Source organism: Pseudomonas sp. HD57-3 (assembly GCF_056113135.1).
This window is the reverse complement of sequence record NZ_CM148568.1, coordinates 2194054-2206188: the sequence shown is the minus strand read 5'-3', so window position 1 is coordinate 2206188 and position 12135 is coordinate 2194054. Positions and strand designations below refer to the sequence as shown.

General features: G+C 58.7%; 12 protein-coding genes and 1 tRNA gene. 6 read left to right on the top strand and 7 right to left on the bottom strand.

Annotated features, from left to right (window positions below; translation table 11 throughout):
- Positions 1-68 precede the first annotated feature (68 nt).
- Both AC0R79_RS10045 and AC0R79_RS10040 read left to right on the top strand, forming a co-directional pair.
- Entirely contained in the window at positions 69-4853 is a 4785-nt protein-coding gene (locus AC0R79_RS10045) for an RHS repeat-associated core domain-containing protein (RefSeq protein WP_474734269.1), read from the top strand.
- Between the two features lie 2 nt (positions 4854-4855).
- Positions 4856-5260: an Imm50 family immunity protein gene (locus tag AC0R79_RS10040; RefSeq protein WP_221532962.1), complete on the top strand. Its 405-nt coding sequence runs from the start codon at positions 4856-4858 to the stop codon at positions 5258-5260.
- A gap of 190 nt (positions 5261-5450) precedes the next feature.
- Here AC0R79_RS10040 and AC0R79_RS10035 read toward each other — a convergent pair whose 3' ends face one another.
- The 4 genes from AC0R79_RS10035 to AC0R79_RS10020 form a co-directional block, all read right to left on the bottom strand.
- A complete protein-coding gene (locus AC0R79_RS10035) occupies positions 5451-5615 on the bottom strand; it encodes a hypothetical protein (RefSeq protein ID WP_007952178.1) in 165 nt (54 codons plus the stop codon).
- 123 nt (positions 5616-5738) lie between these two features.
- The gene (locus tag AC0R79_RS10030) at positions 5739-6161 is read right to left on the bottom strand and encodes a glycine zipper domain-containing protein (RefSeq protein ID WP_127797389.1); all 423 of its coding nucleotides are present in this window, start codon (positions 6159-6161) and stop codon (positions 5739-5741) included.
- 137 nt (positions 6162-6298) lie between these two features.
- A complete protein-coding gene (locus tag AC0R79_RS10025) occupies positions 6299-6667 on the bottom strand; it encodes a glycine zipper domain-containing protein (protein WP_007952176.1) in 369 nt (122 codons plus the stop codon).
- A 306-nt stretch (positions 6668-6973) separates the two neighbouring features.
- Positions 6974-7162: a hypothetical protein gene (locus AC0R79_RS10020; RefSeq protein ID WP_085701198.1), complete on the bottom strand. Its 189-nt coding sequence runs from the start codon at positions 7160-7162 to the stop codon at positions 6974-6976.
- 242 nt (positions 7163-7404) lie between these two features.
- Here AC0R79_RS10020 and AC0R79_RS10015 point away from each other — a divergent pair, with 242 nt between their 5' ends.
- Positions 7405-7683 carry a hypothetical protein gene (locus tag AC0R79_RS10015; RefSeq protein ID WP_262158042.1) on the top strand — a complete coding sequence of 93 codons (279 nt, stop codon included), beginning with the start codon at positions 7405-7407 and terminating at the stop codon, positions 7681-7683.
- Positions 7684-7736: 53 nt separating this feature from the next.
- On the opposite strand, the gene AC0R79_RS10010 is transcribed toward AC0R79_RS10015, so the two are convergent.
- Together AC0R79_RS10010 and AC0R79_RS10005 are read right to left on the bottom strand one after the other, a co-directional pair.
- Entirely contained in the window at positions 7737-8057 is a 321-nt protein-coding gene (locus AC0R79_RS10010; protein ID WP_085748512.1) for a YbjQ family protein, read from the bottom strand.
- A gap of 154 nt (positions 8058-8211) precedes the next feature.
- Positions 8212-8301: transfer RNA gene (locus AC0R79_RS10005), tRNA-Ser, on the bottom strand.
- Between the two features lie 307 nt (positions 8302-8608).
- On the opposite strand from AC0R79_RS10005, the gene AC0R79_RS10000 reads away from it, so the two are divergent.
- The 3 genes from AC0R79_RS10000 to AC0R79_RS09990 all read left to right on the top strand — a co-directional run bounded on the left by AC0R79_RS10000 (position 8609) and on the right by AC0R79_RS09990 (position 11343).
- The gene (locus AC0R79_RS10000) at positions 8609-9298 is read left to right on the top strand and encodes a crotonase/enoyl-CoA hydratase family protein (RefSeq protein ID WP_011333225.1); all 690 of its coding nucleotides are present in this window, start codon (positions 8609-8611) and stop codon (positions 9296-9298) included.
- A gap of 216 nt (positions 9299-9514) precedes the next feature.
- The gene (locus AC0R79_RS09995; RefSeq protein WP_045121916.1) at positions 9515-10237 is read left to right on the top strand and encodes a 1-acylglycerol-3-phosphate O-acyltransferase; all 723 of its coding nucleotides are present in this window, start codon (positions 9515-9517) and stop codon (positions 10235-10237) included.
- A 134-nt stretch (positions 10238-10371) separates the two neighbouring features.
- On the top strand, positions 10372-11343 hold the full coding sequence (locus AC0R79_RS09990; protein ID WP_375746182.1) for a magnesium and cobalt transport protein CorA: 972 nt from the start codon (positions 10372-10374) through the stop codon (positions 11341-11343).
- Between the two features lie 39 nt (positions 11344-11382).
- On the opposite strand, the gene AC0R79_RS09985 is transcribed toward AC0R79_RS09990, so the two are convergent.
- Complete coding sequence (locus AC0R79_RS09985) at positions 11383-12105, bottom strand: amidotransferase (protein ID WP_085608794.1); 723 nt, start codon at positions 12103-12105, stop codon at positions 11383-11385.
- Positions 12106-12135: the final 30 nt, after the last annotated feature.

Here is a 12135-nt window from a genome sequence, read left to right as displayed (position 1 = left end):
GACTTCTTTCCTGTTTGATCCCCCGCAAAGTTTCGCGCCATTCCCCTGATGCGCGCGAGTGACTGCGAATGCTTCCATCTGACCAACTCCTGAAACTGAACAACAGCATTGGTTTGCTGGTGGTCGCTGCGCTGAACCCTGATCAGCCCGACGTCGAAAAGCTGTTTCGGGAATTTCGCCTCTGTCTCAACAACTATGACGCCTGGGCCGAGCAGTTCTGGACGGGCACCGCGCTGGGTGTCGAGCAAGTGTTCCAGGTCGGCAACGATGTCCGGCTCAGTGCGCCGATTGGCAGTCGCAAACCCATCAGTTCCTCTGTCGCCATGTGTTCCACCAGCGGCTCCCTGACGCTGGTGCACATGTTCGAAGCCGCACGGTTTGTGCCGATCGGTGATACGCCGGTGATCCTTGAACCGGTCATTTCCGATGTCGACGGTGTTCTGGGTTTCGGCGATCCACTGAGTTACACCATCGGCCCCAGCGGCATTCTCAAGGTCGACGACTGCGACCGGGGCCAGCGTTATCGCATCACCTTCTTTCCCGATGTTTCCACCGACCACGTTAAAGCCTTGTATGCCTCCTACCAGGGCTTGATCGATGGTCTGGAGAAATGGCTGCGTGCGGAATGGACCGAGCTCCACCCGCAATGGACCGAGTTTTCCAGTGCCGGCTTCCTGGAACGTTTCGGCCAACTGCAAGAGGCTGACTGGCACGGCTTCGAATCCGCGCTGAATGGCGTCTGGGATGACGTGAAGCAGCTGTTTGCCCTGCTCGCCGATTTGCAGGCCAACAGCGAAAAGCTTCTGCAGTATCTGTCCAGCGCTGAACTGGATGCCTTGCTCGAGGCGTCCAGCGAGGCCATTGCCAACGGCCTGCTGATGCTCAGCGATGAGCCGTTGCTGTTCATTTATCTGGCGGCCTTCACCAGTTGGCTGAAGATGCTGCCGCCGCAGTATCTGGCCGAGGTGGTGGCTGAGGTTCGGGCCGAGCTGCTGGTCAGTTTTCTGCTGATGTGCGTGTCGGGTGGCATGGGTGTGCCGCTGCGGTTGAGCACCAAGGTATTGGGCAAGATCAAGTCGCCGCGTGCACGGGAATGGCTGGCGGCTTCGGCGCTGCGGCTGGCGGAGCTGACCTCCGCGCCTGATCTGACCCGGCATGCGAGCGCGTTGAAACCGCTGATGATCAATGCAGGTCCGGCACCGTTGCGGCCGACACCGGCTATTCCGCTGGAGGTTCGCACGGGGGATGCGCTGGTGCTGACAGTGCCCAATCCCGCGGCCGTTGCGCGTGACAAGTCCCACGGCATGACGCGAATGGAACGGCATGAGCCTCGGGATGAGGCTTCGGATCAGGCGAAAAATCCCAACGGTGACAGTGCCGATTGTGCGCCGCTGACCTGCACCAACGGGTGTCCGGTGTCGATGGTCACCGGGGAGGAATTGCTGACGCTGACTGACGGTGTGCTTGATGGACTGCTGCCGTTCGAATTCAGTCGGTTGTATCGCACCAGTGCCGCCGAGATTGATGTCGGGTTGGGGTTTGGCTGGAGTCACTCGCTGGCGCATCGGCTGGAAGTTGATGGCGCTGCGGTGGTCTGGGTTGACCATGAGAACCGGCGCACGCGGTTTCCGTTGCCGAGTGTCGAGCGGCCGGAAATCCACAACAGTTTGTCGCGGGCGGCGATCTTTCTCGGGGATGAGCCGGAGGAGTTGATTGTTGCGCTGGCGGGGGACGCGGCGCGGTTTTATCACTTTCGGGCTGGGCGTCTGACGGCTGTTAGCGATGCCTATGGCAATCGTCTGACGGTGCATCGGGATCTTTCCGACCGGATTCAGCGGCTGGATAACGGGGCCGGTCGTTCTCTGTTGCTGCGCTACGAGCGGGCGCACCTGGTTGCGGTCGATTATCAGGTTTGGCGCGATGCGGCCTGGCGTACCGAGCAGACGCTGGCCAGTTACCGCTTCGATGCTCGCCATCGATTGATCGAGGCGTCCAACGCGGTTGGCGAGACTGAGCGTTACGACTACGACGATCAGCACGTCATCCTGCAACGGCAGCTGAGCGGCGGCGCGAGCTTCTTCTGGGAGTGGGAGCGTTCCGGCAAGGCGGCGCGTTGCGTGCGGCACTGGGCGTCGTTTTCGCAGATGGATACGCGTTACGTCTGGGATGACGCCGGCCGCGTCACCGTGCAGTACGTCGACGGTCGCGAAGAGGTTTATGTCCACGACGACACGGCGCGGCTGGTGCGTCAGGTCGCCGCCGATGGTGGTGAACAGCTCAAGGCCTACGATCCGGCGGGCCGGCTGGTCGCTGAGCAGGATGCGCTGGGGGCGGTTACCGAGTACCGCTACGACGCTGCCGGACGGCTGATCGCGCTGATTCCGCCGGACGATGCGCCGACGTCCTACGAGTACCGCAATGGTTTCCTGCACAGCCGTTCGCGTGGCGATGCGGTGTGGACCTACCGGCGCAATGCCCAGGGTGACATCACCGAAGCGGTCGATCCGGACGGCCATGTCACCCATTACCACTACGACGCGCAGGGGCGGTTGCTGTCGATCCGTTATCCGGATTCCGGCCGGCATGTATTCGTGTGGAACGACCTCGGCCAGTTGGTCGAGGAAAGCTTGCCGGACGGCGGGGTTCGGAAGTTTTCCTACGATGCTTTGGGACGGCGGATTACGGCGCAGGACGAACATGGCGCGGTCACTCGTCATGCGTGGGACGCCGTTGGCCGGGTGATCCAGACCACCTCGCCGAATGGCGCCACTCGAGCCTTCAGTTACAGCGCCTACGGCCAGATCACCGCCGAACGCGACGAACTGGGGCGGATCACCCGTTACGAGTATGACGACGACCTGCACCTGGTCAGCCGGCGGATCAATCCGGACGGTACACGAGTCCAGTACCGCTACGACCATGCGCAGCTGCTGCTGACGGAAATCGAGAACGAGTCCGGCGAAAAGTACCTTCTGGACTACACGCCCACCGGACTGATCCGACAGGAAACCGGTTTCGATGGTCGGCGCACCGCCTACGCCTACGACCGCAACGGCCACCTGCTGGAAAAGACCGAGTACGGCGACGACGGCACCACGCTAGTCACCGGCTATCAACGTGATGCTGCTGGGCGTCTGCTGCTCAAAACCCTGCCCGACGGGGTCGAGGTCAGCTACCGCTATGACCGCCTCGGTCGTTTGATCGGCGTCGATGATGGCCAGGATCACCCGCTGGCCTTCGAATACGACCTGCAGGACCGGCTGGTGCGCGAGCATCAGGGCTGGGGCACCTTGCGTTACACCTACGATGCCTGCGGCCAACTGACCCGCCTGCGCCTGCCGGACAACAGCAAGCTCGACTACCACTACGCCAAGGGCGGCGCGCTCACCGCAATCGACCTCAACGGCGCCTTGCTCACCCGCCATGTCTACCAGAACGGCCGCGAACAGCAGCGCCAGCAAGGCCTGCTGCTCAGCGAATACACCTACGACGAACAGGGCCGGTTAAGCGCCCACGCCGTAGGCCATCAACGCAGCGGGCTGTACCGCCGCGACTTTGCCTACAGCGCCAACGGCAACCTCGAACACATCGCCGACACCCGCCACGGCCAGCGCAGCTACACGTACGACGCCCTCGACCGGCTGATCCGCGTGCGCCACACCCGCGACGATGTGCCGGAAAACTTCGCCCACGACCCGGCCGGCAACCTGCTGATGCAGGACCGCCCCGGCCCGACACAGATCAAAGGCAACCGCCTGTTGATGCAGGGCGACCGTCACTACGACTACGACGCCTTCGGCAACCTGATCCGCGAACGCCGCGGCCGCGCGCAAACCCTCGTCACCGAATACCGCTACGACAGCCAGCACCGCCTGATCGGCCTCACGCGCCCCGACGGCACCAGCGCCACCTACCAATACGACGCCTTCGGCCGCCGCATCCGCAAGACCGTCGACGGCCAGACCACCGAGTTCTTCTGGCAAGGCGACCACCTGATCGCCGAAAGCAGCCCGACCCAGCACCGCAGCTTCATCTACGAACCCGGCACCTTCCGCCCATTGGCGATGCTCGACGGCAAAGGCCCGAAACGCGCCTGCCCGTTCTACTACCAACTCGACCACCTCGGCACCCCGCAAGAGTTGACCGATTACAGCGGCGACATCGTCTGGTCAGCCAAATACAGCGCCTACGGCAAGGTCACCTCGCTGGAACTGGCGACCGAGGACTACCTGAACCAGCCGCTGCGGTTTCAGGGGCAGTATTTCGATGACGAAAGCGGGCTGCATTACAACCGGCACCGGTATTACGACCCGGACGTGGGACGGTATCTGACACCGGATCCGGTGAAGTTGGCGGGTGGGTTGAATCAGTACCGGTATGTGCCGAATCCGACGGGGTGGGTGGATCCGTTGGGGTTGACGTCCAACTGTCCGCCCAAAAATGGAAAATCAGTTGCTTGTTCAGATTTCGGTGAGGTTGAGCTTCCGGATGTTTCCAGACGCGGCGCTTTCAGACAGGCAAAAGCTGATGCAGGGATTCCGAAAGGTCAACAGCCAGACGTACAGTTTGACGAGGTCAGTGGCAAACCAGGTCAGTTTATTTACATCAACATGACCGATATAAACGGCAAAAGCATCTTGAACGACTCCGGCATACCCATTAGAACTAGACAGTACATGTACACTCGACAGGATGGTTTCAAGCTAATATTGCAAGATCACTCTGCTGGACATAAATTCGGCGACGCTAGGAAAATTGGAGATCAAGGACCACACTTCAACATACGTCCCGCAGCCAACCCAAGAACTGGAAAAGTCAAAAATACAGACGAGCACTATCCTTTCAGGAAATAACCATGAAGCACTGGACCGATATAGCAGAAAGCACTTTTTTCAACATGATTTTCAGCTCCCCAATAGCCATCGGAGAGATAAAACTTTTTATCTTAAATATCGACAACAATTACTCGACCGTCACCTTAGGTTTCGACATACCTGAAATCCCGGACACCCCTCCGAAAAAATGGGAAAAAATGGGATTTAACGCTTGCCGCATAGGAATAACATGCAGCGAAATAGAGGATTTGGCATTACACAATCTACCTACAAACAAAAACCTGAGATTAACCATCAAAAATACTGGTTCACGATTTAGAGTTTCGGCCATTTCTGACGACTCATCGATATACTTCACGACAGCTTTTATAAGCCTTCGCGAACCTACGGTTTATCTGTCCAGCATTCCATTCCATGAAACATGATGAATAATCTTAAGACCTGACATTCGAACCTCCATCGCGATAGCTTTTACTTGCAAGACTTACTATTTGTTATCAAGAGATATGTGCAATTACTTTATTTAGTTTCAGATCAGAGTGCCCAAGTCGATTACCAAAATCTAAACGAACAACAGACGAAAATTAATGCAGGAGAATTGATGCATGCACCCCATCACTCATCATCATCAAAATCCTCATACTCAAGCTCCTCCTCACCCTCCAAAAGCGGAACCGTCGCATCATCCATCAACGACCCCGGATCTTCATTCCCCGGATCATTGATAAACGGCAATCCGCTCGGGCCTTTTTCTTCCTTGCCTTCGGTTTCGGGAGTCATGGCGCACCTCGTCAATGGCATTCGTATAGGACGTTCGAAAAGTATGGTCGCCATTCGTTCCTGCGCATGACGCGCAGGCGTAAAAAACCCGGCATAAAGCCGGGTTTGCGTAGAACCGGTCACTCAACGATGACGGTTCTTGTGTTTGTGCTTGTGCTTGTGGCCGCCCCCGGAGTGCGATTTGCCGCCATCGTCACCCAGGTTGTTGCCGACCGCGCCACCCGCCGCGCCGCCCAACCCTGCGCCGATGGTCGAACCGGTGGAGCCGCCGAGGCTGTTGCCGATCACTGAACCGCCAGCGGCACCGAGGCCGCCGCCAATGGCAGCTTCCGTGCGGTTGCGTTTGTTCGCTCCGACGGCACTGCCGGCTGCACCACCAACACCAGCGCCCACCGCAGCACCGGTGCTGCCGCCGAGTTGACCGCCGACCACATTGCCCAGCGCGCCACCCAGTCCACCACCCACGGCGGCCGTGCCATCACCGGCGGCCATGGCGCCTTGGGCCACGAACAATCCCAAAACCAATGCGGATAATGTCAATCGCATACAGACCTCACAGGTCCCGAGTCGGGACGGTACGCCCGCGGAGGGGGCTATGTGGCATTGGAGGCGTATCCGGGAAAAACGTTCAGCAACGAAAAGGCCCGGCATAAAGCCGGGCCTTTTCAGTCACGCGTTGGCAATCAGTGACGCTTGTGACCCTTGGACAGATTGCTGCCCACTGCGCCACCGGCTGCGCCGCCCAGGCCAGCACCGATGGTGGCGCCAGTCCTGCCGCCCAGGCTGTTACCGATCACCGAACCACCTGCCGCGCCGACGCCGCCGCCGATGGCCGCTTTGGTACGAGCACCTTTCTTGGCAGCCAATGCGCTGCCGGCCGCGCCAGCTACACCAGCACCAATCGCTGCACCGGTGCTGCCGCCCATTTTCTGGCCAACCACGTTACCCAGCGCACCGCCCAGGCCGCCGCCCAGTGCGGCGGTACCGTCGCCAGCCATTGCACCTTGAGCAACCAGAAGCCCCAGAACCAGAGCAGGCAGAGTTAAACGCATGACGAAAAACCTCAACAGAAGGAATAAAAAAGGGCGCAGATTGAATGCTGTTGCCGCGGCAATGTCCAGCGTTGCAGCGCACTTGGCGCCGATTGGACAGCGAATACGGAAAAGGTTTTATGACGGACAAAAAAAAGCCCGCTGGGGAGACGGGCTGGAGACTTGCTTTCTAACGGATGGCTTCACCCTACTCAGCCGGGTGTGAAAAGTTTGTGAAAGAAACCAGACTAACTGCAATTTCCGTAGGTCATTTCTCAAAAAAAGAAACAAAAACCCCGCTCAATGGCGGGGCTATGTGGCATCCGATTACTTCCTGGAACGTGTCGTCACCTTGGGCAAAAACTTCGCCTTAGGCCCCTTGGGCGCCGTGGACTTGATCTTGCCGGTCTGCACCGGATCCTCGCCAAACCCGGCCTGATACTCCGTCTGGCCACAGCGCACGCAATTGTTGAATGGAAATTCAGCCCCGTCGTCTTCGATGTACGGATCAGTCATCTCTTCACCCCTTTTCAAATGCGGGCCGACACCGGCAAACCCTTTTGCCTGAAAAAATATCGACCTCCAAGGCTTTTGAGACTAGCCGGTCATTCCTGGACTTGTGATTCAGATCGCCCGAAGCCCGACGAATGGCCTACGGAAATTAAACACATTGAGGAACCGTTGGTCCCACGCGGCTAAAGATTTGCTGCGACCGGCCGCTGCCCTTTTTCCTACGCAATGAATCTCAAGGAGAGAACATGGAAATCAAAGGATTCCCGACACTGCCTGTTGTAAAGCTCACGGACGAACAGATCGCCGCCGGCAAAGCCGGGGCGGAGAAACTCAAGGAAAAGATCGCTTCGGGTGAAATCGTCATCAAGCAGCCGACCGGACCGAGTCCGTTGCAGCCTGGCGTCATCTACCACCCGGACCCTGCCCAGCCAGTTCAACCAGGCGATACCCCGCCTCTCGTCGCGATCGACACCCCACTGACCTACGACTCGAAAGGCACCATCCTGCTCAAACCGCAGGGCTGATTGTCAGCAACGAGCCCATTCCGTTGAATGGGCTCACAAGCACAAACCAATACTCAGCGCAACTTGACCGCCGTACCGGTCGCAAACACCACAACCATGCCACCCTTCCCTGCCGGCATGCTGATCTCGAAATCCACCCCGACCACCGCATCCGCCTGCAAGGCCCGCGCCCGCTCCCTGATCTCGTCAGTCGCCTGAACCCGCGCCTCCTTCAACGCCCGCTCCAGCGTCTGCGAACGCCCGCCGAAAAAGTCCCGCATGCCCGCGAACATATCGCGAATCACATTCACGCCCTGCACCGACTCGGCACTGACGATGTCCAGATACGCCGTAATCTGCCGGCCTTCGATGGAGTGGGTGGTGGAAATGATCATGGAGGTCGTCCTTTTACTTGCCGGATAAAGCCGCGATTGTAATGCCCTGGCAAAGGGAAGCCGAACCGATCTCTGTGACCAAAAAAATCCGGACGCCAGAATGCACAAAACCCCTGGCTTCTTTCGAAACCAGGGGTTTTGTTTACATCGAATTTGGCGGTGAAGGAGAGATTCGAACTCTCGATACAGTTTCCTGTATACACACTTTCCAGGCGTGCTCCTTAAGCCACTCGGACACTTCACCGTATCTCTTCAAACATGTTCTGTCTGTCGAGGCGCGCTAATGTAGTCGAAAGCTTTTCTGATGGCAAACTTTTTTTCAGAATTTTCATGCGGTTAAGAGAAAAAGTCGCTTCCACCTTCTAGCGGCCATGGCAATCCGGCCAATCTTGGGTGGGCGCGGCCCTTCTATATAGGTGCGCAGGCGTCAGGTGCGGGGCGTGTTGCAGCGCATCGGCCGGTAAACGGTGACTGGCGGGTCAGTCACAGTGCTTTACCTGACCGGCGACGGTGGGTAACGTCTGCCCATCTTTCTTATAAGGAATTGCGCCATGAGCGACCTGATTGCCTACCACCTCGAAGACGGTATCGCGACCCTGACCCTGAGCAACGGCAAGGTCAACGCCATTTCCCCGGACGTGATCGCGGCCTTCAACGCGGCGCTGGATCAGGCGGTGGCGGATCGCGCCATTGTGATCATCACCGGTCAGCCGGGCATTCTCTCTGGCGGCTATGACCTGAAAGTGATGACCGCCGGCCCTAAAGAAGCCGTGTCCCTGGTGACTGCGGGTTCGACCCTGGCCCGCCGCCTGTTGTCGCACCCGTTCCCGGTGATTGTTGCTTGCCCGGGTCATGCCGTGGCCAAAGGCGCATTCATTCTGTTGTCCGCCGATTACCGGATCGGTGTCGACGGCCCGTTCAGCATTGGTCTGAACGAAGTGCAGATCGGCATGACCATGCACCACGCCGGCATCGAGCTGGCTCGTGATCGTCTGCGTCGTTCGGCCTTCCATCGCTCGGTGATCAACGGCGAGATGTTTGATCCGCAAAGCGCGGTGGATGCCGGCTTCCTCGATAAAGTGGTTGCGGCCGAAGAACTGCAAGGCGCCGCCCTTGCCGCCGCGCGTCAGTTGAAGAAGATCAACATGACCGCACACAAGAACACCAAGCTGAAAGTGCGCAAGGCGCTGCTGGAAACCCTGGACAACGCCATCATCCAGGATCAGGAACACCTGGGCTGACACCCGGCTCATACCGATACAGAAAAGCCCGACCGTCGTGTCGGGCTTTTTCTTGCACGCCCCGTTGAAAACTCCGCAGCAGCTCTAGGACGCCTCTGACCAACAAGTCGGAAACATGCGCTTAAACATCGCCCATCTCCGGACTCTATAGCGGCAATTGCCGAAAACAGTGCACATCCGTACACTGCGCCACCTTTTGTCCCGATGGGCCTGAAAATGCTGTTTGTGTTTCGTATGTTATTGATGGGCCTGCACTTTATTCTGGCGGGGATCCTCGGAGTGATCCTCGGCCTGTGCCGCCCGTTCAATCCGGACAACAGTCGCCTGTGCGCCCGTCTCTATGCACTGCCAGCGATGTGCATTTTGCGTCTGCGAGTGAAGGCCGACGTGGGCCCGTTGATGAACAAACCCGACAGCTGCGTGATCATCGCCAATCATCAGTCCAACTATGACCTGTTCGTGTTCGGCAACGTGGTGCCGCGTCGGACGGTGTGCATCGGCAAAAAGAGCCTGAAGTGGGTGCCGCTGTTCGGGCAGTTGTTCTGGCTGGCGGGCAATGTGTTGATCGATCGTGGGAACGCGCACAAGGCGCGCCAGTCGATGCTGACCACCACCGACACCTTGCAGCACAAAGACACCTCGATCTGGGTGTTCCCGGAAGGCACGCGCAACCTGGGTGAGGAACTGCTGCCATTCAAGAAAGGCGCGTTCCAGATGGCCATCGCCGCCGGGGTGCCGATCGTTCCGGTGTGTGTCAGCAGCTACATCAAGCACATGCGTCTGAATCGCTGGCACAGCGGGAAAATCCTCATACGCTCGCTGCCGGCAATTCCTACCGCCGGCCTGACCATGGATGACATGCCCATGCTGATCAACCAGTGCCGCGAACAGATGCGCGAATGCATCGATGCGATGGATCGGCAACTGCAAGCCGCGTGAAAAAGAAGCCCGCCCTGTGCGGGTTTTCTTTTGCCCGGTGAACTGTGCAGATTTCACTGACTCTCAAGCAGCGACACGGCTAAGCTGAAGCCATGTCTCCCCTGCCATCTGCCAAGAAGAAGTGAATCACCACCATGGGTCGAGTTGTTGCTGCTGCGGTTTACAGCGCCGGTAAGAAAGTCACCAATATTTCCCTCGACGAAGGCGCGGCCTGGGCCGCCAAGACCGGCCACTTCGTCTGGATCGGCCTCGAAGAGCCGAACGCCCAGGAACTCTCCAACCTGCAACGCCAGTTCAACCTGCACGAACTGGCCATCGAGGACGCCCTGGAAAAACACAGCCGCCCGAAGCTGGAAACCTTCGGCGACGCGCTGTTTATCGTCACCTACTCGCCGGTGCGCGAGCACGGGATTCTGCAGTTCATCGAAACCCACATCTTCGCCGGCAAGGGCTACATCATCACCGCCCGCAACGGCCACTCGGCGTCCTACGCCCATGTCCGTCAACGCTGTGAGGCGCGTCCGCTGTTGCTGGAGCACGGGGAAGATTTCGTACTGTATGCGCTGCTGGATTTCGTGATCGAAAACTATCAGCCGGTGGGCGAAGCGATCCACGCCGAGATCGATGAACTGGAACGCAACGTTTTGTGCAGCGCATTGAATGAATACGACATCCAGAAGCTGCACGGCCTGCGTCGCGACGTCCTGCGCCTGCGCCGTTACGCCGCGCCGATGGTGGAAATCAGCGAGGAACTGCAGAAGCTGAGCTTCCCCTTCATCGACAAGAACATGCGCCCGTACTTTCGCGACGTGCAGATTCACGTGAACCGGCAGATGGAAGATCTGACTACTCTGGCCGACATCGCCAGCCAGACCATCGAAATCGGCGTGCTGCTGGAAGCGTCACGACAGAGCGTGGTGCAACGCAAATTCGCTGCATGGGCGGCGATTCTGGCGTTCCCGACGGCGGTAGCGGGGATTTACGGGATGAATTTCCAGAACATGCCGGAGCTGAGCTGGCACTACGGCTATTTCGGCGTGCTGGGTTTTATCACGGTCGGCTGCGTGAGCCTGTGGGCGAGCTTCAAGAAATCCGGCTGGCTATAAGAAAAAACGCCCCCGTGCAAAACACAGGGGCGCCTGGATTCAAGCAGCGGTCGGCTTGTGCGCCACGAAACGCATCATCCATTCCGCAACGGTGGTGCCGTGGTGCTGATGCTCCAGGCTGGCCACGCCCTTGCTGTACACCTGCTCGCCCAGCGCTTCCTGACGCAGATCCAGCAGCGCCCGCGAGTAGTCGTGAATGAATTCCGGATGCCCCTGGAAGCACAGCACCTGATCGTTGATGTGGTACGCGGCGAACGGGCAGAAATCGCTCGATGCAATCACCGTGGCGTTCTCCGGCAACGCGGTGACCTGATCCTGGTGGCTGATCAACAGCGTCAGCTCTTCGCGCACCGGGCTCATCCACGGTGCCTTGGCCGCCAGTTTGTAGTTGTGGATGCCAACACCCCAGCCTTGAGTAGCACGCTCGCTCTTACCGCCCAGCAACAGCGCCAGCAGTTGATGGCCGAAACACACGCCGAGCAGTTTGTCGCCGCGCTCATAGCGGTTCAGCAGGTATTGCTTGAGGGTCTGGATCCACGGGTCGGTACCGAACGAATCGGCCTTGCTGCCGGTGACCAGGTACGCATCAAAGGTCAGGTCATCACTCGGATAATCACCCTGCATCACGTTGTACACCGTGAACTCGGCGGCGATCGGCTGTTGCGAGAACAGGCGCTGGAACATCTGCCCGTAACCCTGATATTCATCGACCAGTTCCGGACGCAGGATGTCGGTTTCCAGAATGCAGATGCGTAGCGACATAAAAAATACCTGACACGTGATGGGAATAAT

Coding starts and splice junctions, on each gene's coding strand:
- AC0R79_RS10045 (WP_474734269.1), top strand. CDS start 69: ATGCTTCCATCTGACCAACTCCTGAAACTGAACAACAGCATTGGTTTG.
- AC0R79_RS10040 (WP_221532962.1), top strand. CDS start 4,856: ATGAAGCACTGGACCGATATAGCAGAAAGCACTTTTTTCAACATGATT.
- AC0R79_RS10035 (WP_007952178.1), bottom strand. CDS start 5,615: ATGACTCCCGAAACCGAAGGCAAGGAAGAAAAAGGCCCGAGCGGATTG.
- AC0R79_RS10030 (WP_127797389.1), bottom strand. CDS start 6,161: ATGCGATTGACATTATCCGCATTGGTTTTGGGATTGTTCGTGGCCCAA.
- AC0R79_RS10025 (WP_007952176.1), bottom strand. CDS start 6,667: ATGCGTTTAACTCTGCCTGCTCTGGTTCTGGGGCTTCTGGTTGCTCAA.
- AC0R79_RS10020 (WP_085701198.1), bottom strand. CDS start 7,162: ATGACTGATCCGTACATCGAAGACGACGGGGCTGAATTTCCATTCAAC.
- AC0R79_RS10015 (WP_262158042.1), top strand. CDS start 7,405: ATGGAAATCAAAGGATTCCCGACACTGCCTGTTGTAAAGCTCACGGAC.
- AC0R79_RS10010 (WP_085748512.1), bottom strand. CDS start 8,057: ATGATCATTTCCACCACCCACTCCATCGAAGGCCGGCAGATTACGGCG.
- AC0R79_RS10000 (WP_011333225.1), top strand. CDS start 8,609: ATGAGCGACCTGATTGCCTACCACCTCGAAGACGGTATCGCGACCCTG.
- AC0R79_RS09995 (WP_045121916.1), top strand. CDS start 9,515: ATGCTGTTTGTGTTTCGTATGTTATTGATGGGCCTGCACTTTATTCTG.
- AC0R79_RS09990 (WP_375746182.1), top strand. CDS start 10,372: ATGGGTCGAGTTGTTGCTGCTGCGGTTTACAGCGCCGGTAAGAAAGTC.
- AC0R79_RS09985 (WP_085608794.1), bottom strand. CDS start 12,105: ATGTCGCTACGCATCTGCATTCTGGAAACCGACATCCTGCGTCCGGAA.